Source organism: Streptomyces sp. STR69 (assembly GCF_024519455.1).
Classification (GTDB): Bacteria; Actinomycetota; Actinomycetes; order Streptomycetales; family Streptomycetaceae; genus Streptomyces.
The window spans coordinates 423,405-445,020 of record NZ_JALJRY010000003.1; the positions used below are offsets into that span (position 1 = coordinate 423,405).

The following is a 21,616-nucleotide window of genomic DNA, read 5'->3' on the forward strand; positions in this document are numbered from 1 at the left end:
CGAGCCCCCGCCTCGTGCACGCGAGGCGGGGGCTTCGTGGTGTGCGGGTACTAGCTCGCGGTGACGGACAGCTTGTGGTGGAACACGTTGCCCGGGTCCCAAGTGGCCTTTACCTGGCGCAACTTGGCGAGGTTGCCCTTGAAGTAGAGGGTCTGCCAGGGCACGCCGGAGGTGTTCCAGGCCGGGTCGGTGAGGTCGGTGTCGGGGTAGTTGATGTACGAGCCGTCGTTGGTGGCGTTCGGCACGGGCACCCCGCCGGTGTCCGCGTACAGGTCGCGGTACAGGGCGCGCATCCAGGCCACGTGCCGGTCGTCCTGCGTCGGATCGGGCCAGTACGTCGTGAAGTTGGCCTTGAGGATCGAGTCCCGCTGGGCCAGCGCGGTGGCGGTGGGCGACACGGTGTTGACCTTGCCGCCGTAGGAGTAGAGCAGGATGCCGGCGTGCCCGTCGTAGGCGGCGTCGGACAGGTAACCGTAGAGAGTCTTGGCCTGTTCGGCGGACCAGCCCTGGCGCAGATAGGCGCCCTTCGACTTCGTGCGGTTGTAGAGGCCCGTGTCGTAGGGGTCCTTGAGAGTCGTCTTCAGCCAGGGCCAGGAGGAGCGGGCGTCGGTGTACGGGACTCCGATGCCGTTGGTCACGGCGGAGACGTAGGCGTCGAGGAGGGCCGAGGCGTCCGAACGGGTGCCGTCCATCTGGGTGTTGAGGACCAGGCTGCCCTGGATCCGGTTGTAGAGGATCAGGATGCTGTGGAGGCTGTCGTAGGAGGAACCGGCGACGCTGTTGCGGGCGTGCCAGGTGCCGTGGTTGGCGATCAGCGCGGTGAAGGCGGCCTCCGTCAGGTCGCTCCACTTGATGGCGACCGTCGACTTCAGGAGTGTCTTGGGCGGTCTGGGCAGGAGGGTGGAGGGGGCGGTGCCGGTGGCGTCCGGGGTGCGGAACCAGTAGCGGGTGACGATGCCGAAGGTGCCTCCGCCGCCACCCGTGTGAGCCCACCACAGGTCGCGGTGCGGGTCGTCGGCCTCGCGGGTGGCGACGACTGCGCGTGCGGTGCCGGAGGCGTCGACCACGACGACCTCCACGGCGTACAGGTGGTCGACGACAGCGCCGTACTGACGGCACATCGCGCCGTAGCCGCCGCCGGTGACATGGCCGCCGACGCCGACGGTCGGGCAGGTGCCGCCGGGCAGGGACACGCCCCACTCCAGGTAGAGGGTGCGGTAGACGTGGCCGAGGGTGGCGCCGCCCTCGACGAGGAAGGCGCGGCGGGCGGGGTCGTGGCGGACCGCGTCCATCTCCGACATGTCGACGAGGATCCGTACGTCCGGGTCGTCGACGAGTCCGTCGAGGCAGTGCCCGCCGCCGCGCACGCCGATGCGTTTGCCGGCGTCGACCGCCTCCTGGACGACGGACACCACCTGCGCGGTGGTGTGGACGAGCCGTATCGAGTCGGGTGCGGCGGTGAATCTCGCGTTGTAGCCGCGGGAGGTGAGATCGAGATAGCGGGGGTCGGCCGCGTTCACGGTGACCGCGGCGGGCGTGGTGGTGTCCGTGACCGTGCTGTCGGCGGCTAGGGCGCGGGTGGGGACCACGGCCGCGGCGATCCCCGCGGCGGTGGCGGTGCCGAGGAGTCCGCGCCGGGTGAGGCCGGCGGACGGGCGTCGGTCGGGTTGTGGTGGTGTCACTGCTGTCTCCTTCGTCTTGTGGTCGCTGGACTTCGTCTTCTGGCGGTTGGACGAAAAACTGCCGCCCAGGAGGCCGGGAGCCTTCTGGGCGGCAGGAGTTGAGGGGGCGTCAGACGACGTCGTGTCCGCTGACCGTGGTCTCCGGGATCTCGTCGCGGACGTCCCAGTGCTCGACGATCAGTCCGCCTTCGAGCCGGAAGATCTCCACGACCACCGAGCCCCGGTCCGTCGCGGTGGCGCGGAAGTGGGTGTGCACGAAGACCAGGTCACCGGAGCTCGCCGCGCGCTTGATCTCGAACCGTGCGTCGGGGAGCTGCTTGCGGAAGCCCTCGATGAACTCGACCAGCGGCTTGCGCCCGTCGGGCAGGTTCGGGTTGTGCTGGATGAGGTCCGCGGCCAGGTACTTGTCGGCCAGGTCGGTCTGCCCCTGGTTCCAGACGGTCTCCAGGTATTCGCTGACGAAGTGCACCTGGTGGCTGCTCATGAGTTCTCCTTGACTGACTGATCTAACTGATGTGTACAGGTGTGGCGGGCTGTTCGGCGGACGCCGCCGCCGAGGCCTGCCGGACGGACAGCACATGGGCCAGCGCGGCGAGGACGAGGACGCCCAGGGCCGCGGCCGGGATGGGGCCCGCGCCCACGCCCGGCAGCAGGGAGCTGCCGATGAAGCTGCCGAGGCTCATCCCGAGGTAGAGCGCGGCGGCGTTCAGGGCGAGGATCAACCCCGGTTGCAGGGGCACGAGTTCGACCAGCCGGGCCTGCTGCGGGGCCTGGTAGAGCTGGCTGAAGAAGGCCCAGAACGCGAAGAACACCAGCCCGGCGTGGGAGTGCGGGGCGACCAGCAACAGGGCGAAGCCGGCCGCGAGTCCGATGACCGCGACGCCCACCGTGCGGTCGCCGCCGATCCGTTCGGCGATCCTCGGCGCGGAGGCGTTCCCCGCGACGCCGATGACGCCGAAGGCGAGCAGGGTCACCGAGATCAGCCCGGAGGACGCGTCGAAGCGGTCCTTGAGATAGGCGCCCGCGATGCCGTAGACGGTGAACTGGGCGGCCATGAACAGCAGGGTCGTCGAGACGGTGGCCACGGTGGCGGGGGTGTGCAGCGCACCACGGTAGGCCCGGACGGTGGGCGGTTCGCCGGCCGGGATCTCGGGGACGAACACGAACACCGTCACGAAGGCGATGGCGGAGAGCGCGGCCACGCCGAGGAGGGCCGGACGCCAGCCGAGGCTGCCGCCGAGGAAGGACGCCAGCGGCACACCGAGCACGGCGGCGGCCGTCATACCGCCGAAGACAGTCGCGAGCGCCCGCTGTCTGCGCTCCGCCGGGACGATGAGCGCCCCGGCCGCCGAGGCACCGGGGCCGAAGACGGCCGCGCCCATCGCGGCGAGGACCCGAGTGACCGTCAGGAAGCCGTAGTTGGGCGCCACGGCGCCGAGCGCGGCGCCGACGGTGAGCAGCCCGATGCCGACGAGGAGGATCCGCTTGCGGTTCCACCGGCGCAGCAGGATGGGGGCGCTGGGCGCGCAGACGGCGAAGGTCAGCGCGAAGACCGTGACGAGGATGCCCACCGAGGCGGGCTGGACATGCAGGTCGTCCCCGATCGGACCGTTCAGGCCGACGACCGCCAGCGAGATCGTCCCCAGGCTGAAGTAGCCGAGTGACAGCGACAGCAAGGCCGGTAAGGCGTTGCGGGAGGGCATCACGCCACCTCCTCTTCCGAACGGGAAAGTTGCATACGGCGACCGTAGGAACGCCGGGCGGACCCTCGCGCGCGTCGCGCGGAGGCCGGCGGTACTGCCCGAGATCCGCCCCCGCACTACGTCAGGTCGCGCCGAAGGACCGTGAGCGCAACACCAGCGGCACGCTCCGGCCGGTACTGATCAGCCAGTGCTCGACGCCGTTGACCAGCAGGAGCAGCAGGGTGGTGAGGGCCAGCACGGCGAGGGCAGGCACGAAGGGTGCCACGACGGCGGCGGCCAGCAGGACGAGTCCGCAGTAGAAGCGGGTGGCGGACGCGGCGCCGAACATCCGGCGGCGCGTGTAGCAGAACGTCAGCAGGATCAGGGCGGCGCCGACGGGCAGCAGTCCGGCGGCGCCGGAGTGCGGGGCCCGCAGCGGGTGGTGGACGGTGCGTACGGCGCCGACGGAGACCAGCAACAGCCCGGCGACCAGGGCGAGATGGCCGTAGCTGAGGACGTCGCGGACGACGACGGCGGGGGTGGGGTGGGTGCGCAGGGCGTGGGCGACGGCCGAGGCGGCGAGGTGGAAGTAGAGCCACCACAGGGCGCAGCCGATGAGGAACGCGAGGATGAGGGCGGTCAGGCTGACCGGGTCGAGCGGTCCTTTGGCGACTCCGGCACCGACGGAGAAGATGTTCTCGCCGAGGGCGATGATGATGAACAGGCCGAACCTTTCCGGGAGATGGTTGACCCCGAAGGCCAGTCGCCGCAGATGGCCGCTGAGCAGCACGGGTGCCACGAGTTCGGCGACCACCGCGAACGCCCAGCACACCTCGCGCCAGGGGGCGGGGAGGGTGGCGGCGGCGAACAGCACCAGGGCGAAGGCGAGTCCGGCCCGGTAGGGATGGATGGTGTAGAGGGCGCACTCTCTGCGGATGGCCTCGCCGATGAGCAGGCGCAGGGCGAGGTAGCTGCCCGCGTACAGCAGGGCCTGTTCGCGGTCGACGAGTGCCTGCGGCGCGGCAACTGCCATGCCGTAGACGGCGAGTGCGGTCATCAGGAGGAACACGCGTTGCAGATTGGTCTCGTGGACGGCGTTCATCGCCATGACGACGTCCACCCAGGCCCACCAGAGCGGGACGAGCACGAGCAGACACTGTCCGAGGACGGGCCAGGTGGGGTGTCCGGCGAGCAGGTGCGCGATCTGGCCCACGCCGAACGCGAGGACCAGATCGAAGAAGAGCTCCGCCCAGGTGGCCCGGTCGCGCACCTGAACGGCCGGGACGGTCGTTGTCGCGGTTGCGTCGGTCATCGTCGTATCGCCGCACGGGCGGGGTCCGGCGGACGGGAAATGTGAGAAACGGCCGCCTACTGCGGCGAGTCGAGCCGCTTGCTGTGGAAACTCCGGGGCCTACGCACCCGCGAGCAACTCCCTTACGGAGAGAGCGACACGAGCGCCCTCTCGGGTGGCGGTGGCCGCGCTCTGCCCGGGGTGCAGCACACCGCCGGCGGCGAACACACCGGGCCGACGGCGGGGCTCCGGGTACCGGGGTCCAGAACGAGCCCGCCGAACCTGGCGAGTTCGTGGTCGGACACGAAGCCCCCGGTGAACACGACGGTGACGCGGGCCAGTTGGGCGGTACGGCCGTCCCGGTGGCGGAGGCGGGCGTGGTGGGCGCGGGCGGGTGTCGTCTGCGAGCGGTCGAACTCCGTGACCATGGCGACGACTTCGGCCCCGGCGGCCCGCGCGGCGTCGGCTGCCCAGTAGGAGACGTCCTCGGCACCGACCACGACCACCCGGGTGCCGATCCGCTGCCGGTACAGGTGCACCGACTGCTGCAACTCGCCGGTGGTGTGCGCCCCTTCGGGCCGGGTGCCCGGCACCAGACGGGCGTACGCGGGTCCGGTGAGCGAATGTGTCCAGCAGCTTCGCCCACGTCCCGTCCGTCTCCCAGCGGGCGAAGCGTTCGTAGACGGTCTGCCACGGGCCATGGTGCTCCGGCAGGTCACGCCACGGTGCTCCGGTCCGCAGCCGCCACAACACACCGTGGATGGCCTGCCGGTGATCCCGCCACGGCCGCCCACGGCCATCAACACCCGGCAGTGGCGGCGTTATCCGCTCCCACGCCGCATCCGTCACCTCGCCTCGTCCCACCACGAGATCAATGGTCCGGGCGTGCCCGGTCCGGCACGAACAGACTCAGCCGGTAGGTGGTCGGCTGTGTCAGTCGTCCGCAGAACGTGTCCATGCGAGCCGCTGACCAGTCGATCTGCTCGTCCGCTGCCCGCAGTAGGCGGAGGTAGGCACGCCATGCCGACTCGTCCTGAGTCTCGAAGACCACTTCCCAGCCGCCGGCTTCAGACACGAGACGAGCGGCTACTCGCTGCCTGCCGTCCCGGTGCCTGGTCTTCTTCTGTCGTGCCACCGGCCCAGCATTGTTGTCCTGCCCAGCCGGAGCAAGGCGAATATGGTTCCACCAATCCGGCGACGCACTGATCATTCGTCAGACAGGACCTAGTCCTGCTGGGCGGCGAACAGTTCCAGGTGTGCGCAGGTGGGGCAACGATAGGCGTCGATCTGCCAGCGCGGTCGGCCCATCCTCTTGGCATTGCCGAGCGGGCCTCGTTGAAGGGGACCCGCGATCCACCTCGCGAACCCGCGAGCGCCCTGTCCGGAGTCCTCGACGAAGCCCGGCTCCAGCCCCACCGCACCGCATTGGGTGCACCGTATGTTGTTCATCGTGGGAGTGTAGTAAGCAGGTACGGGCGTTGGTCATCGGGACCGGTTCCCGTCGCCCTCGTCCCACGTGACGCGCAACCAACGGGCCGGGGCCCGCGCATCGCGCGCCCGGGCATCGAGTCCGACGTGCGGCTCGGCCGACACCGTTGGAAGATCGATGGGCCGATCGTCCGAAAGCCGTGCTCACAGCCCCGCACCGGGTACGAACTCCCCGTCCGGATACGGCAGGATGAGCGGTCGCGCCGGTGCACGGGCCCGTCCCGGCCGGCGCGAGCGTATTTCCTGCAATGCCCGCAATTCGAGCAGGTGGCAACGTGACGACACTTCACATCCGGCCGTCCGCGGCGCTCTTCGCCGCAGTTTCTTCTCCCGGAGGTGACCGATGAACCGCACGCCGACCCTGGACGACTTCATGCTGGCCGGAATCGCCCTGGCCTCGGGCCTGTTGGCGGCGTTCCTGCTGCGCGTACTGCTGCGCTGGCTCGGCAAGCACGCCGACCGCACGCGCTGGAGCGGCGACGACGTGATGGTCGACGCGCTGCGGACCGCGCTGCCGTGGTCGGCGATCGCCGGTGGCGCGGCGGTCGCGGGGGCGGTGCTGCCGTTGACGCACACGGTCCAGCACCAGGTCAACCAGAGCCTCAAGGTGCTGGTCATCCTCGCCGTGACGGTGTCGGCGGCCCGGGTGATAGCCGGCCTGGTCCGGGCGGTCACCAACTCCCGCTCCGGTGTTGCCGGTTCGGCCACGATCTTCGTCAACATCACCCGGATACTGGTCCTGGCCATCGGCTTCCTGGTGATGCTGCAGACGCTGGGCATCTCGATAGCGCCGATGCTCACCGCCCTGGGCGTGGGTGGTCTCGCCGTCGCGCTCGCGCTTCAGGACACCCTCGCGAACCTCTTCGCGGGCATCCACATCCTCGCGTCGAAGACCGTGCAGCCCGGCGACTACATCCGGCTGAGCAGCGGCGAGGAAGGATACGTCGAGGACATCAACTGGCGTCAGACGACGGTCAGGGCGCTCTCCAACAACCTCGTCGTGATACCGAACGGCCAGCTCGCCAAGACGAACATGACCAACTTCATGCGTCCTGAGCAGCAGTTGACGATCCTGGTCCAGGTGGGCGTCGGCTACGACAGCGACCTGGAGCATGTCGAGGAGGTGACCATGGAGGTCATCGCCGAGGTCATGACCGACATCACCGGCGCGATCCCGGAGCACGAACCGGCCATCCGCTTCCACACGTTCGGCGACTCGCGGATCGGTTTCACGGTGATCCTCGGCGTGGGCGAGTTCAGCGACCAGTTCCGCATCAAGCACGAGTTCATCAAGCGCCTGCACAAGCGGTATCGGGAGGAGGGCATCCGCATTCCGGCACCGACACGGACGGTGGCGCTCCAGCAGGGGTCCGTCGCCATACCGCAGCAGCGGGTCCCGGAGGACGAGCCGGGCGAAGTCCCCTCCGCCCGGCTCGACTGACGGATCAAGTCCGGATCGACCGACCCTGACCGGTCAACTCCCTCAGAGCGTCGCCGAGTTGTCGTGGAAGTGCCCGCCGGTCCGGCTGTGCGGGACGGTGAGCGACGGCTTCACCGGCGTCACCGTCCAGTCCGGATGACCGGGCATGCGCGGCGTCGCCGTACCGTAGAGCCAGTCCCGCAGGAAGCCGGACAGGTCCTGGCCGGAGACCCTCGACGCGACGGCGATGTAGTCCTCCGTCGTCGCCGAGGAGTCGCGGTACCGGGCGAGGAAGTCGCGCTCCACGGCGTGGAAGGTGTCCTCGCCGATCAACTCCCGCAGGGCGTACAGGACAAGGACGCCACCCAGGTAGCGCTGGCTGTCGAAGAGGTTGACCGCGTTGGGGGCCGCCACCGGGCCCGAGTCGTGGCGCCACTGGTCGCCGCGGGCGTAGGTGTCCTTCATACGGGCTTCCATCGTGGTGAGGCCGAGGGAGTCGGCCCAGCCGCGCTCGTAGCGGTAGAGCAGTCCGTAGAAGTCGGCGTGGCCCTCGTTCAGCCACAGGTCGGCCCAGGTGGCGGGGCTGACGCTGTTGCCGAACCAGGAGTGGACCAGCTCGTGCATCATGTGCGAGCCGATCCTGCTCTCCACCTGGAGCAGGAAGTTCGGCTTGTACAGGGTGAGGGTCTGGGTCTCAAGTCCCGTGAAATCGAAGGCGTTCGGGTCGTCGGAGTTGCAGGGCAGCAGTCCGTACGTCTCGAACGGGTAGGCCCCCAGGCGCTGTTCGAGCCAGTCGACGAGGCCGGGGGTCAGCGCGAGCGCCGGTTCCAGGGCGGCGGCGCGCGCGGTCGGGACGACGTCCCGCAGCGGCAACCCGTGCGGGCCCTGCCGGTCCTTGATCACGTAGTCGCCGACCGTGATCTGCACCAGCTCGGTCGCCATCGGCGAGCGCGAGCGGTAGCTGAACGCGGTCCGGTCGCCGTCCAGCCGCTCGGTGCACACCAGTTGACCGTTCGCGACCCCGCGCAGCCCGTCCGGGACGGTGATCCGGAACGTGAAGTCGGCCTTGTCGCTGGGGTGGTCGTTGCAGGGGAAGACGGTGTGCGCCAGGTTCGGCTGGCCGCACACCGCGAATCCGTCGGGGGTGACGACCCAGCCGCCGGTGGGCGCGGCGGCGCGGCTCGGGTCGACGGAGTACTCCACGCAGACGGTGACGCGGGCCTTCGCCGGGAGAGTTCTGGCGGGCGTGATCCGCAGCTTCTCGTCGGCCTGCTCGAATCCGGCCGTACGGCCCTGGACGCGCACCGAACGGATGCCGAGTCCGAGGGCGTCGAGGGAGAACCGGGTCAGGGACTCGGTGGTGCGCAGTTCTATCGTGACCGTGCCGTCGACGAGCTTCGTCGTAGCGTCGTAGGCGAGGTCGAGGTCGTAGGAGCGGACGCGGTAGCCGTCGTTGCCGAGACCCGGGTACACCGGGTCGCCGAGGGTCTCGGCGCCCTCGTCGCCGTATCCCCGTCCAGGCGTCCCGTCTCCGTTCGTCTCGCCGGCGTTCCCCCGTCCGGCCGCGAAGGCCGGGGAACCCATGGTCAGTGCTGTGGCCGTACCGATCAGGGCGGCCACCGGGGCCGTCACTCTGGTGCGATTTCTCATGATCCGCTTTCGCTCGGGCGGCCGGGTGGTCAGCTCCGGCCGTCGGTCAGTGAAGGTGATCCGCTCCTTACTGACACCGGGGTCGGCCGAACGGTTGCCCTTGATCGTCGGACAGGTGTTCGCGCAGTGCGGACGGACCGCTGTCGAGTGGGACCCCATCACGAGATATCTTGATGTCGAGCAATGTTGCAGACGTGGAGCGGAGCACCGGTGACTGACTCGACCATCATCTATACGCACACTGACGAGGCCCCGGCCCTGGCGACGTATTCCTTCCTGCCGGTGGTCCAGGCGTACGCCTCGCAGGCGGGTGTCGCCGTGACCACGCGGGACATCTCGCTGGCCGGGCGCATCATCGCCGTGTTCCCGGAGTACCTCACCGAGGACCAGCGGATCCCGGACGCCCTGCACGAGCTGGGCGAACTGGCGAAGACGCCCGAGGCCAACATCATCAAGCTGCCGAACGTCTCGGCGTCCATCCCGCAGCTCAAGGCCGCCGTGGCCGAGCTGCAGGCGCAGGGCTACGCGCTGCCGAGCTACCCGGACGACCCCAAGACCGACGAGGAGCGGGACGTCCAGTCCCGCTACGACAAGATCAAGGGTTCCGCGGTCAACCCGGTCCTGCGCGAGGGCAACTCCGACCGGCGCGCCCCCGCCTCGGTCAAGAAGTACGCCAAGACCCACCCGCACCGCATGGGTGCCTGGTCCTCGGACTCCAAGACCAATGTCGCCACCATGGGCGAGAACGACTTCCGCTCCACCGAGAAGTCCGTGACGATCACCGAGGCCGGTGCGCTGCGCATCGAGCTGGTCGCCGAGGACGGCACCACCACCGTGCTGCGCGAGTCCGTACCCGTCCTGAAGGACGAGGTCGTCGACGCCTCCGTGCTGCACGTGGCCGAGCTGCGCGAGTTCCTCACCGCGCAGATCGCCCGCGCCAAGGCCGAGGACATCCTGTTCTCCGTGCACCTCAAGGCCACGATGATGAAGGTCTCCGACCCGATCATCTTCGGCCACGTGGTCCGCGCCTTCTTCCCGAAGACCTTCGAGCAGTACGGCGCCACGCTCGCCGCGGCCGGTCTCTCCCCGAACGACGGTCTCGGCGGCATCCTCAAGGGCCTGGCCGCGCTGCCCGAGGGCGACGCGATCAAGGCTTCCTTCGACGCCGAGATCGCCGAGGGCCCCGCGCTCGCGATGGTCGACTCCGACAAGGGCATCACCAACCTGCACGTGCCGTCGGACGTGATCGTCGACGCCTCGATGCCGGCCATGATCCGCACCTCCGGCCACATGTGGGGCCCGGACGGCTCGGAGGCGGACACCCTCGCGGTGCTCCCGGACTCCTCCTACTCCGGCGTCTACCAGGCCGTCCTGGACGACTGCCGTGCCCACGGCGCCTACGACCCCTCGACCATGGGCTCGGTGCCCAACGTCGGTCTGATGGCGCAGAAGGCCGAGGAGTACGGCTCCCACGACAAGACCTTCGAGGTGCAGGCCGCCGGTACGGTCCGTCTCGTCGACCAGGCCGGCAATGTCGTCCTGGAGCAGTCGGTCGCCAAGGGTGACATCTTCCGCGCCTGCCAGACCAAGGACGCCCCGATCAAGGACTGGGTGAAGCTGGCCGTCACGCGTGCGCGTGCCACCGGGAACCCGGCGGTGTTCTGGCTGGACGAGACCCGCGCGCACGATGCCCAGCTGATCAAGAAGATCGAGGCGTACCTGCCGGAGCACGACACCGAGGGCCTGGACATCCGGATCCTCGCGCCGGTCGAGGCGACCAAGCTGTCGGTGGAGCGCATCCGCCGCGGCGAGGACACCATCTCCGTGACCGGCAACGTGCTGCGTGACTACCTGACCGACCTCTTCCCCATCCTGGAGCTGGGCACCAGCGCCAAGATGCTGTCGGTCGTCCCGCTGATGGCGGGCGGCGGCCTCTTCGAGACGGGCGCCGGCGGCTCCGCGCCGAAGCACGTGCAGCAGCTGGTCAAGGAGGACTACCTGCGCTGGGACTCGCTCGGTGAGTTCTTCGCGCTGGTCCCCTCCCTGGAGCAGTACGCGACGTTCACCGGCAACGCCCGCGCCAAGGTCCTCGCCGACACCCTCGACCGCGCCACGGCGACGTTCCTCAACGAGGACAAGTCCCCGACCCGTCGCGTCGGCGGTATCGACAACCGCGGCAGCCACTTCTTCCTCTCCCTGTACTGGGCGCAGGAGCTGGCCGCGCAGACCGAGGACGCGGACCTCGCGAAGGCTTTCGCGGGGCTCGCCGAGACCCTCGCGGGCGCCGAGCAGACGATCATCGAGGAACTCCTCGCGGTCCAGGGCAACCCGGCCGACATCGGCGGCTACTACCAGCCCGACCCGGCCAAGGCCGCGAAGATCATGCGCCCGTCGACGACTTGGAACGAGGCGCTGGCTTCCCTGAGCTGACGCACGGAGCCCTACAGGGCACTTGCGCTTGTCTCTCCGCCCCGGCCGGGTTCCTCCTGGCCGGGGCGGCGGCATTGGCGCGACCACACCTCCACGGCTCACCAGTCCCGCACGGCGATCAGCTCCTCCACGTCCGCGTCCGCGAAGCCGTACGCCTTCGCCACGAACCAGAAGTCCTCCGCTATCTCCTCGCGCGCCATGGTCTCGATCTCGCTGTCGGCCGCCTCGAAGTCGTCCTGCAACGCGTTGAACTCCTCGGTGGCCACCTCGGTGAGGGCGTACAGCGCGGACAGGTCGGCGGGCCGCTCGGTCTCGATGCGCTCGCACAGCCGCAGGAGGATCGCCTTGCCGAGGTCCACCACGCGGTCGGGGAAGTAGTCGTCCCGGTACAGCCCGCGGAGGAACGCGTGCTCGGTGATCTGCCGGTTGCTGACGGGCATGGTGGTGCTCCCCCGGTCCGTGATCGTCGATGCGGATACCTTGATCCTGCACCACGCCACTGACAACGCCTCCGGGAGCCGCCCGTGTCCCTCTCCGCGTCCTCCTCCGCGCCGTCCTTCGAGCTGCTGCCCGGCGCCGCCGACTCGCCCGTCATCCTCCATGTCCCGCATTCCGCGCGGGAGATACCGGCCGACGTCCGCGCGGACATCCTGCTGGACGACCCGGAGTTGGAGCGGGAGCTGGACCACATCACCGACGCACACACCGCCCGCGTCGCCGAAGAGGCGGCACGCGCGTGTGCCCTCCCGCCGTGGCGGTTCGTGAACCGGCTGTCGCGGCTGGTCGTCGATCCGGAGCGGTTCCCGGACGAGCGGGAGGAGATGCTCGGCGTAGGCATGGGCGCGGTCTACACCCGCACCACGCACCGCGCCGGGCTGCGGCCCGCCGGCCACGACCCCGAGTCCCTGATCGACCGCTACTTCCGCCCCTACGCCCGGGCCATGACGGAGGCGGTAGCCGACCGGCTGGCCGCGAACGGCCGGGCCGTCGTCATCGACCTGCACTCCTACCCGACCGCCCCGCTCCCCTATGAACTGCACGGCACCGGCCCCCGGCCGCCCGTCTGCCTCGGCACGGACGCCTTCCACACCCCGCCCGCGCTGCTGGCGGCGGCGCGCGCGGCCTTCGCGGGGTGCGGGGAGATCGGCGTCAACAGCCCCTTCATCGGGACCTACGTCCCGCTGGAGTTCTACGGCAAGGAGCCGGCCGTAGGAGCGCTGATGGTGGAGCTCCGCCGGGACACGTACATGACCGAGCCCGGCGGGTCGCCCGACGGAACCGCGGTCGCGCGGCTCGCTGCGGCGCTGGCGGCGCTCGTTGCCGCCGTATCGGACTGACCTCCGGCTGGAGCACTCCCGCAGGACAGGCGGGCGGGGGCGTACGAGGGTGGACGCATGACCGAGGAGACCACCACGCTGACCAGCCAGGCCCCGCAGCCGCCCGTCCGGGACTGGCCCCCGATCGACCTGACCGGGACCGACTTCGACCCGGTCCTCGCGGAGCTGATGCGCGAGGGCCCGCTGACCCGGATCCGGCTGCCGCACGGGGAGGGCTGGGCGTGGCTGGCCACCCGCTACGACGACGTGAAGATGATCACCAATGACCCGCGGTTCGGCCGCGCTGAGGTGACGACCCGTCAAGTGACGCGCATGGCACCGCACTTCAAGCCGCGCCCGGGGTCGCTGGCGTTCGCCGACCAGCCGGACCACAACCGGCTGCGCAAGCCGGTCGCGGGCGCGTTCACGGTCGGCGCGATGAAGCGGCTGCGGCCCCGGGCGCAGGCGCTGCTCGACGCGCTGGTCGACGGGGTGGTGGCGGACGGGCCGCCCGCGGATCTGATCGAGCGGGTCCTGGAGCCCTTCCCGCTCGCGGTGGTCAGCGAGGTCATGGGCGTGCCCGAGGAGAACCGGGAGCAGGTGCACTCCTGGACCCGGCAGATCATCTCCACGTCCGGTGGCGCCGAGGCCGCCGACCGGGCCAAGAACGGTATGTACGCGTGGATCACCGACACCATCCGTGCCCGCGCCGACAGCGACGGCACCGATGTGTACTCGCTGCTGGGCACCGCCGTGGCCCGGGGCGACATCAGCGAGCCGGAGGCGGTGGGCCTCGCGGGTCCGCTGCAGATCGGCGGGGAGGCGGTCACCCACAACTGCGGCCAGATGCTGTACCTGATGCTCACCCGTCCCGAGCTGCTGGAGCGCCTGCGGGGTCAACCGGAGTGCCGGGAGGCCGCGTTGGACGAGCTCCTCCGCTTCATCCCGCACCGCGCGTCGGTCGGGCTGGCCCGGATCGCCCTGGAGGACGTCGAGTTGCACGGCCTGCGCATCAGCGCGGGGGACCCGGTCTACGTCTCCTACCTCGCGGCCAACCGCGACCCGGACGTCTTCCCGGACCCGGACCGCATCGACGTCGACCGCGATCCCAACCCGCATCTGGCCCTGGGCAACGGCCCGCACTACTGCACCGGGGCCGTACTGGCCCGGCTGCAGACCGAACTCCTCGTGGACACCCTGCTGGACCGGTTGCCCGGGCTCCAACTGGCCGTGCCCGCCGAGGAGATCGTCTGGCGCCGGAAGACGATGATCCGGGGGCCGCAGACGCTGCCGGTGACCTGGTAGGCCGCTGGTGCGCGAGGAAGGGGTGTCCCGCTCTCCTTCCTCGCGCACCGGCGGTCACGCCCGCAGCCACTCGGTGACGACCACCTCCCCGCCGGTCCGCAGCCGTAGCGCGAAGGGGCCGGCCGGGGTCACGTCGCTGGTGAAGCGGCCCATGGAGTCGGCCGTGAGGGTGGTGGGGCGCAGTGCCTGCGGGCCGTTCAGGACCTCGATGCCGGCCGGCTGGGGCGGCATCACCTGACCCATCAGCCCATCGCCCGTGACTTCCACGTCGACGCTGAGTTCGCCCGCCGTGAAGGTCAGCATGCGGGGTACGTCCGTGACGCCCCGGACCGGGATGGCGTCGACCAGGGAGTCGAAAGTCAGCTCCGCGAGCCGGGCGTCCATGTCGTACAACGCGTAGGCGTCCATGGCGACTTGGCGCAGTTCGGCGGGGACCGGGTCCAGGATGGCGACCGCCTGGCGCAGCTCCTCCTCCAGGAGGCCGTCGTCGAACTCCGAGCCGTCACCGTCCTGTTCACCCTGCTGGTCGTCGAACTCCTCGTCGTCGAAGGGGTCCTGGCCGAAGGCGTCGAACGCGCCGGGACCGTCGCCGTACATGCCGTTCACAGTGTCTCCCCGGCGTCCAGTCGGGCTCGCAGCCGGCGCAGACAGCGCTGGCGCATGGGTCCGATGCTGCCCACGGCGATGCCCAGACCGGCGGACACCTCCTGATAGCTCGGTGGTGGCGAGGCCATCAGGACGCGCAGTAACTTCCTGCAGCGTTCGCCCAGTTCCTCGAACTCCTGCCACAGCCTGCGGATGCGCTCGGTCTGGGAGGCCGCTTCCTCCGAGTCGAGGAACGACTGTTCGGGGGTGCGCTCCTCGCTGACGCGGTCGAGGAGTTGGGGGTCGTCCGTGGGCATGAGCCGCCGCAGTCCCTTGATCACCTTCAGGCACTCGTTGCGCGCGGTGCTCGCCAGCCAGGAGCCCGCCTTGTCGGGTTCCCGGATCCGGCCCAGGTGCTGGGCGAAGCGGAACCACACGGTCTGGTACACCTCGCCGGCGTCGGCGTCGGAGAGCCGATGGGCGCGCACCACTGACCAGACCAGTGGGCTGAGCCCCTCCACGAGCGCCTTCCAGGCCGCCGCGTCGCCGTCGACTGCCGACCGGACGAGCGCGCCGACTTCTGCACGGTCCACGGTGCCACCCCTCGTGTACGGCATGTCATCGTACGCCGTGGAGGGGATGGTTCCGGCCCTCATGCCGGAGCGGAGAGCGGCACGACGGGGACCGGGCGCCAGGTGGGCGGGCGCAGCGCCGGTACATGCGCCCCGCGTACTTCGGCGTACTCGGTGTTGGCCGCGAGGAGTTGGGTACGGGCGGCACGCGCGTCGCTCTCCTTGTTGGCCGTCATGTAGGCGGCGACCAGGCCGGCGGCGACGGGGGCGGCGAAGGAAGTCCCGCTCCAGTGCGCGAACCCCTCGAACATCACCTGGTCGGGCTTGCCGGTCGAGTTGTCGCCCTGCTGGCTCAACACCCCGGTGTGGGTGGGGTATTGGCAGGTGCAGGAATAGGTGAAGCCGAACCGGCAGGCGTCGTAGGTGCTGTGCTGGTAGGTGTACGGCGTGGGGGCGTCGAAGCCGGTGAGGGGGCCGATGAGCCGCTCGCCGGGGGCGTAGGCCTTGACCCAGGCGCCGTGGTTGCTGAAGCAGGCGCCGTACTCGCCGTCGCCGCGCAGTGCGCCGACCGAGAGGACGACGTCCTGGTAGTCGGGCAGGTCGGCGTAGGCGGCGGGCCAGAAGGGGGTGGCGCTGGCGTTGTTGCCGGCCGCCGCGACGAGGAGGGTGCGCTGTCCGCGCAGGGCCTGCATGAAGCCCTCGACGCCGAGGAGACCGTCGGTGCGGCCGTTGGTGGTGCCGGCGGAGAGGCTGATGACGTCGGGCCAGCCGTTCTGGTCGACGGCGGCGAACAGCGCCTCGCCGAAGTCGGATTCGAGGATGGCACCAGCGTCGTTGAGGGTGTTGCGGACGGTCACCTCGGTGTTGGGCGAGACGGCCGCGACGAGCCCGGCAATGAACGTGCCGTGTCCTACGTACTGTTGGAGCACTCCCGCCGCGTCGGTCTCCTTGATCTGCGGGTCGCCCTGGACGTGGGCCAGCAGCGGGTAGGACCGGTAGTCGTGCATGAGTCCGGTGTCGATGACGAGGACGTCGACAGCGGTGTCCGGGTCGTAACCGGCTTCCGCGGGTGCGGGGTTGGCGCCCTGGGTGAGCGGGGCGGGTACGGGTTCGTCGCCGGGACAGGCGTTCACGGCGATCGAGACGACGTGGTTGCGGCTGACGAGTCGCCGGCCTGCGCGTCCCTCCGGTTCGCGCAGGGCGCGCAGCGCGTTCGCGACGGCGCGGTCGCCACGCCGGTCGCCGTGGCCGGGGTCGCCGACCTGGATGCGGGTGATCCCCGACCGGTTGGTCTCGGGTCCGGCCCGGCGGACGGGGTCGGCGGTGAGGCCGGTGGCCTCGGTGAAGTGGGTGCGTACGGTGTCCTCGACCAGGCGGGCCTCCTCGCCGTCACGGGCGAGCACGACGCCCTTCTCGTAGAAGAACTCGGCGGAGTCGTCCGGCCCCATCGCGAGGGGGATGTCGGGCATCGAGCGCTGGATCTGGTCGAACTGCTCGTGGAATCGCTGTGGTGCCATGGCGTGTCCTCCCACTGCGGCGGCGGTCGTCAATCAGAGCCTGCGGGCGAGTACTTGATACAGCGCCAAACACGTGTGGTGTGCACCGGAGGCCACTACCATCCGAGGAGTGACAGCGGATGGCGACCCGGTTCTGGAACTGCTGCCGATGGTGTTCGCGGCTCCGAGCGAGGCACTGGCCGGTGCGCGGGAGGTCCTCGACGGCGATCCGACGCCGTTCCAGGCCTCCGTGGCCCACCATGTGATCGGTATCTGGCAGCGGGACTTCGGCGATCTCCGACTCGCTCTGAAGCATCTGCGGCGGGCCCGGGACCTGGCGGCGCGCGCGGAGTCGGCGGACCGGGAGGCGGACGTCCTCGGCACGCTCGGGGTAGCGCTGGTGCACGCGGGCCGCACCCGGCAGGGTCTGGCGGCCTTCGAGCGGGGCATCGCCCGCGGCGGCAGAGAGTCCAGGGCGCGCGTCCTGTACCTGCGGGCCTACGTCTGGTGGGTGCTGGGCCGGCACAAGGAGGCGCTGGACGACGTACGACGGGCGATCCCCGTGCTGCGGCAGACGGACGACGTGATCTGGACGGCGCGGGCGCTGACCCTGCGCGCGACCGTGCATCTGGCGCTCGGCGCGGTGGACCGGGCGGACGCCGACTTCACGGCGGCCGAGCGGCTGTGGGAGACCACCGGCCAGGAGCACGACAAGGCCGACGCGGTGGAGAGCCGGGGCCTGGCCGCGTTCCGGTCGGGCGACATCCCGGTCGCGCTCCGACTCCTCGACGAGGCCGAGGAGATGTACGCCAAGCTGACCACCCCGACGTTCATGCTCACCATCCGCCGCTGCGAGGTACTGCTGAGCGCGGGCCTGGCCGCGGAGGCGCTGGCCCAGGCGGACACCGCGGTCGGACTGCTGGACGGCATCGGCGGGCAGTCCACCCGCAGGGCGGAGCTGCTGCTGGTGGCCGCCCGGGCGGCGTGGCTCGCGGACGATCCGCCCACGGCGATCGCGCGTGCGGCCGTGGCGGTACGGCTGTTCGCCGCGCAGCGCCGCACCTGGTGGCAGACACATGCCCAACTGGTGCTGATCGAGGCGAGGTTGGCGGCCGGCCGGGCCTCGGGCCGGCTGGTCGCGGACGCCGCCGCGGTGGCTGGGCGGCTGGCCGCGTTCGGCTCGCCGTCCGCGCCGGAGGCCGCGCTGCTCGCGGGCCGGATCGCGCTGGCGCTGGGCTGGACGGCGGACGCGGAGCGGCACTTGGCGGTGGCCGCCCGCAGCAGACACGGCGGCCCGCCGCTGGCCCGGATGACCGGCTGGGCGGCGCAGGCGCTGCGCGCCGAGGCCGCCGGTTCGGGACGCGGGGTGCTGGAGGCCTGCCGACGCGGGCTCGACGTCCTCGACGACCACCGTACGACCCTGGGCGCCTCGGAGTTACGGGCCCGGGCGACCGCGCAGGGCGCGGAGCTGGCGGCGCTCGCGCAGCGGGCGAGCCTCAACTCCGGTGGCCCGCGGCAGCTGTTGGTGTGGAGCGAGCGCTGGCGGGCGACCGCGCTGTCCACCCCGCCGGCCCGGCCGCCCGCCGACCCTGCCCTGCTCAGCGGTCTGACGGCGTTCCGCGAGATCGCCGCCCGCGCGGAGGAGGCCCGGATGGAGGGCCACCCGGTACCTGCCCTGGAGCGCGAACAGCGGCGCCTGGAACGGGAGATCCGCTCCCGCACCCTTCACATGAGGGGCGACGCCCCCGGCGAGGGTGAACGCTTCGACCCAACTCGCCTGCTGGCACGGCTCGGTGAAGGACGGCTGGTGGAACTCGCCGTCGTGGACGGCCGGGTGCACGCCCTGCTGTGCGGCCAGGGGCGGGTCCGGCGGTTTGCGGCGGGCCTGCTCACGGAGGCGATGGCCGAGGCGGAACACGTGCAGGCGGGGCTGCGGCGGCTGGCGCACCCCGGGGCGGAGGCCAGGCTGCCGGTGGTGGAGGCGGCGGGCCGGCGCCTGGAGGAACTACTCCTGGGTGAGGCGGCCGGGCACCTGGGCTCCGGGCCGGTGGTGGTGGTCCCGCCGGGCCGACTCCACCGCGTTCCCTGGGCGTTGCTGCCCTCGCTGCGCGAGCGGGTGCTCAGTGTGTCGCCCTCGGCGGGCAGTTGGCTGCGCGCCCTGGACACCCGGCCGCCGCCCGGCGCACGGCATGTGCTGGTGCGCGGGCCCGGCCTCGCGACCGGCGGCGCCGAAGTCCCGGATCTGGCCGACCGCTACGGCAGGCCGACGGTCCTGGAGCACGACGACGCCGAAGTCCCCCGGGTGCTGGCCGAGTTGGACGGCGCGACGTTGGCCCATATCGCCGCGCACGGCACGTTCCGCGCGGACAGCCCCCTGTTCTCGTCCCTGCGCATGGCCGACGGCCCGCTCATCGTCCACGACTTCGAACGCCTCGCCCGCAGCCCGTACCGGATCATCCTCTCCAGTTGCGACACGGCCCGCCTCGCCTCGGTGGGCGCGGACGAACTCCTCGGCCTGGTAACGGCGTTGCTCCCGCTGGGCACGGCGGGGGTGGTGGCGAGCAGTGCCCCCGTCAACGACGCCGCCGTGGTCCCGCTGATGCTCGCCCTGCACAAGGGCCTCAGCGCGGGCCTGTCCCTGGCGGAGGCCCTGCGCGACGCCCGGGCCGCGCTGCCCGGGGACGCGGTCCACCAGGCGACGGGCTGGGCGTTCACCGCGTTCGGAGCGGCTTGACCGGCCGACCCGGCGGTGCACCGGTCACGCGGACTGCGCCGTCGGCAGTTCCACCAGCCACGGCAGCGCGCCGCGGTCGCTCGCGCCGAGGCGGGCGTAGGCGCTGTAGAGGTGGTTGCCGACGGTGCGGACCGAGAGGGTGAGGCGTTCGGCGATCTGCCGGTTGCTGAGGCCCGCGGCGGCGAGGGTGACGATCTGCCGCTGGCGGGCGGTGAGTTCACCGAGCACCAGACCGGACAGTGCCGGGGTGCGGGCGCCCTGGCAGCGGCGGGCCAGCGCGACCGCGCGGGTGCGGGACATACGGGCGGCGCGCGGGTCGCGGTGCGCCCGTACGGCCTGTGCGTGCGCCTCGGCCGCGAACAGCAGGAACCCGCGCTGCTCCAGCTCCCCCGCCACCCGGTCCAGCGCGGGCCCGTCCCCGTCGACCAGCGCCTCGGCGTGCCGGGCGAGGACGGCCGGTCCGTCGCCGGGCAGCCGGGCGAGCCGGCCGGCGACCCGTTCGGGAGCGCCGAGGCGTACGGCGTCGTAGAGGACGTACGCGGCGGGCCTGCCGTCCTCGGCGGTGCCCCCGCGCGGGTCCCCGGCGTCGCCGCGCCGGTTCGGTGTCAGCGCCTCGGCCACGGTCTCGCGGGCCGTCTCCACATCGCCCCGGGCCGCCGCCAGCCAGCCGCTCGCGGGGCGGTGGGCGAGGGTCTCGCCGGTGTGCGGGACATCGCCCGACTGGGCGGCGGCCAGGGCGAGTTCGACCCCGCAGGCCCGGTCCGCCGGGGTCTCCCGCAGCCCCTCCCGCGCCCAGGCCGCGGCCTCGCGCAGTTCGCCGCGCAGCCTCGCGAACCGGGCGCGTACGGCCGCGTAGCCGGCCGGTACCGGTGCGCCCTCGGCCACCAGCCACTCCCCCACCGGTGTCGGCAGCGGCCGTACGTCGGTCCGGTCGATGCGGTCGGTGAGCGCGGCCCGTTCGGCGGCGAGGGTCGGGACGCACTGGTCGGGGGTCCGGGCCAGGCGGCGGGCCCGGAGCCGGCCGGCGGCGGCGCGCAGCGCGGGGCCGTGCAGGGGGTGGGTGAGGTGGACGGCACCGCGGTCGTCGACGTGGATCAGGTCCTCGGCCTCCAGGCGTTCGAGGATGTCGAGGTCGAAGTCGTCCAGGGAGGACGGCAACGGCTCGGCGAAGGCCAGGCGTTCGAGGCTCTCGCGCTCGTCGAGGTCGGTGCGGGCGAGGACCTGCGCGGTGCGTTCGCGGACCGTCGCGGTGACCGGCACCGGGCCGCGCCAGGCCCACTCGTCGGTGTCCGTGGCCCGGGTCAGCAGCCCGCGCTCGCGCACCGCGCCGAACAGCTCGCGCAGCAGGCGCAGGTCCCCTTGGCAGAGGTGGTGGAGGCGCTTCACGGTAAGGGGCTCCAGCGGGCCGCCCGCGCCCGCCGCAAGCAACTGCGCGATCTCCTCACGGGGCAGCGGCTCCAGCGCGAGACGCGGCAGCAGTTCGCCCGTCCACAGGCGGGACACCGCGCCGGGCACGGGGTTGCCGTCGGTCACCACGACCACCAGGCGGGTCCGGCCGTGGACGGCGAGCTGGTGGACGAGGGCGGCCGAGGAGTCGTCGAGGAGGTGGGCGTCGTCGATCAGCAACAGCCGTGTTCCGGACAGGAGTTGGACCGCTCGGTGCAGGGTGACGCTTTCGGGCAGCAGGTGGGCGAACGCGGCGAAGGGCAGCGTGCGGGTCTCGGGTGTCCCGGTGACGCGGACGCAGTCGCCGCCCCGGGCGGCCTCGGTGACCAGCCGGGTCTTGCCCCGGCCGGCCGGGCCGGTGACCACGATGCCGTGCCGGCCGGCCGTCAACGACCTGCGGACCAGTTCGAGTTCGTCATCCCGGCCGGTGAACGGCCAGGGCAGTTCAAGGGTCTTCGCGTCCTGTTCGAAAGTCATCACGCAGATATGAGTCGGGCTACTCAGACCTGATACAGGGTG

18 protein-coding genes and 1 pseudogene are annotated in these 21,616 nt (G+C 71.3%); 5 read left to right on the forward strand and 14 right to left on the reverse strand.

Translation table 11 applies throughout. The annotated features are described in order from the left end of the window. Window positions 1-50: 50 nt before the first annotated feature. The 8 genes and pseudogenes from OC490_RS08205 to OC490_RS08240 form a co-directional block, all read right to left on the reverse strand. Window positions 51-1,682: an FAD-binding oxidoreductase gene (locus OC490_RS08205; protein WP_262057144.1), complete on the reverse strand. Its 1,632-nt coding sequence runs from the start codon at window positions 1,680-1,682 to the stop codon at window positions 51-53. 109 nt (window positions 1,683-1,791) lie between these two features. Continuing rightward, window positions 1,792-2,166, reverse strand: a complete 375-nt coding sequence (locus OC490_RS08210) for an ester cyclase (RefSeq protein WP_262057145.1) — start codon at window positions 2,164-2,166, stop codon at window positions 1,792-1,794. A gap of 22 nt (window positions 2,167-2,188) precedes the next feature. Then, window positions 2,189-3,385, reverse strand: a complete 1,197-nt coding sequence (locus OC490_RS08215; RefSeq protein ID WP_262057146.1) for an MFS transporter — start codon at window positions 3,383-3,385, stop codon at window positions 2,189-2,191. Between the two features lie 121 nt (window positions 3,386-3,506). Continuing rightward, the gene (locus OC490_RS08220) at window positions 3,507-4,676 is read right to left on the reverse strand and encodes a low temperature requirement protein A (RefSeq protein WP_262057147.1); all 1,170 of its coding nucleotides are present in this window, start codon (window positions 4,674-4,676) and stop codon (window positions 3,507-3,509) included. A gap of 122 nt (window positions 4,677-4,798) precedes the next feature. Next, window positions 4,799-5,248, reverse strand: coding sequence for a hypothetical protein (locus tag OC490_RS08225; protein WP_410098598.1), 450 nt, complete (start codon window positions 5,246-5,248; stop codon window positions 4,799-4,801). Next, window positions 5,241-5,522: pseudogene (locus OC490_RS08230) on the reverse strand (transposase); the annotation flags it as partial. The pseudogene OC490_RS08230 and the gene OC490_RS08225, both read right to left, overlap by 8 nt. A gap of 4 nt (window positions 5,523-5,526) precedes the next feature. Continuing rightward, entirely contained in the window at window positions 5,527-5,730 is a 204-nt protein-coding gene (locus tag OC490_RS08235; RefSeq protein WP_262057148.1) for a hypothetical protein, read from the reverse strand. Between the two features lie 149 nt (window positions 5,731-5,879). Continuing rightward, on the reverse strand, window positions 5,880-6,071 hold the full coding sequence (locus OC490_RS08240) for a hypothetical protein (protein WP_410098597.1): 192 nt from the start codon (window positions 6,069-6,071) through the stop codon (window positions 5,880-5,882). 415 nt (window positions 6,072-6,486) lie between these two features. On the opposite strand from OC490_RS08240, the gene OC490_RS08245 reads away from it, so the two are divergent. Then, window positions 6,487-7,584: a mechanosensitive ion channel family protein gene (locus tag OC490_RS08245; RefSeq protein ID WP_262057150.1), complete on the forward strand. Its 1,098-nt coding sequence runs from the start codon at window positions 6,487-6,489 to the stop codon at window positions 7,582-7,584. Window positions 7,585-7,626: 42 nt separating this feature from the next. On the opposite strand, the gene OC490_RS08250 is transcribed toward OC490_RS08245, so the two are convergent. Then, a complete protein-coding gene (locus tag OC490_RS08250; protein ID WP_262057151.1) occupies window positions 7,627-9,213 on the reverse strand; it encodes a M1 family metallopeptidase in 1,587 nt (528 codons plus the stop codon). Window positions 9,214-9,423: 210 nt separating this feature from the next. Between OC490_RS08250 and OC490_RS08255 the strand changes: the two genes are divergently transcribed. Beyond that, window positions 9,424-11,643 carry an NADP-dependent isocitrate dehydrogenase gene (locus OC490_RS08255; protein ID WP_262057152.1) on the forward strand — a complete coding sequence of 740 codons (2,220 nt, stop codon included), beginning with the start codon at window positions 9,424-9,426 and terminating at the stop codon, window positions 11,641-11,643. Between the two features lie 98 nt (window positions 11,644-11,741). Here the strand turns inward: OC490_RS08255 and OC490_RS08260 are convergent, their stop codons facing one another. Further along, window positions 11,742-12,083, reverse strand: coding sequence for a DUF5713 family protein (locus tag OC490_RS08260; protein ID WP_262057153.1), 342 nt, complete (start codon window positions 12,081-12,083; stop codon window positions 11,742-11,744). Between the two features lie 84 nt (window positions 12,084-12,167). Here OC490_RS08260 and OC490_RS08265 point away from each other — a divergent pair, with 84 nt between their 5' ends. Next, window positions 12,168-12,980: an N-formylglutamate amidohydrolase gene (locus OC490_RS08265; RefSeq protein ID WP_262057154.1), complete on the forward strand. Its 813-nt coding sequence runs from the start codon at window positions 12,168-12,170 to the stop codon at window positions 12,978-12,980. A gap of 57 nt (window positions 12,981-13,037) precedes the next feature. Beyond that, window positions 13,038-14,264: a cytochrome P450 gene (locus tag OC490_RS08270; protein WP_262057155.1), complete on the forward strand. Its 1,227-nt coding sequence runs from the start codon at window positions 13,038-13,040 to the stop codon at window positions 14,262-14,264. Between the two features lie 54 nt (window positions 14,265-14,318). Here OC490_RS08270 and OC490_RS08275 read toward each other — a convergent pair whose 3' ends face one another. The 3 genes from OC490_RS08275 to OC490_RS08285 are packed head-to-tail and all read right to left on the reverse strand — an operon-like array spanning window position 14,319 to window position 16,938. After that, window positions 14,319-14,861 carry a hypothetical protein gene (locus OC490_RS08275; RefSeq protein ID WP_262057205.1) on the reverse strand — a complete coding sequence of 181 codons (543 nt, stop codon included), beginning with the start codon at window positions 14,859-14,861 and terminating at the stop codon, window positions 14,319-14,321. A 5-nt stretch (window positions 14,862-14,866) separates the two neighbouring features. Then, window positions 14,867-15,505, reverse strand: coding sequence for an RNA polymerase sigma factor (locus tag OC490_RS08280; protein ID WP_262057156.1), 639 nt, complete (start codon window positions 15,503-15,505; stop codon window positions 14,867-14,869). Next, window positions 15,502-16,938, reverse strand: coding sequence for a S8/S53 family peptidase (locus OC490_RS08285; protein WP_262057157.1), 1,437 nt, complete (start codon window positions 16,936-16,938; stop codon window positions 15,502-15,504). The genes OC490_RS08280 and OC490_RS08285 overlap by 4 nt, the downstream gene beginning before the upstream one ends. A 109-nt stretch (window positions 16,939-17,047) precedes the next feature. Between OC490_RS08285 and OC490_RS08290 the strand changes: the two genes are divergently transcribed. After that, complete coding sequence (locus OC490_RS08290; RefSeq protein ID WP_262057158.1) at window positions 17,048-19,651, forward strand: CHAT domain-containing protein; 2,604 nt, start codon at window positions 17,048-17,050, stop codon at window positions 19,649-19,651. 24 nt (window positions 19,652-19,675) lie between these two features. On the opposite strand, the gene OC490_RS08295 is transcribed toward OC490_RS08290, so the two are convergent. Then, window positions 19,676-21,574 (reverse strand): LuxR family transcriptional regulator, encoded by a 1,899-nt coding sequence (locus OC490_RS08295; protein WP_262057159.1) that lies wholly within the window; start codon window positions 21,572-21,574, stop codon window positions 19,676-19,678. Window positions 21,575-21,616: the final 42 nt, after the last annotated feature.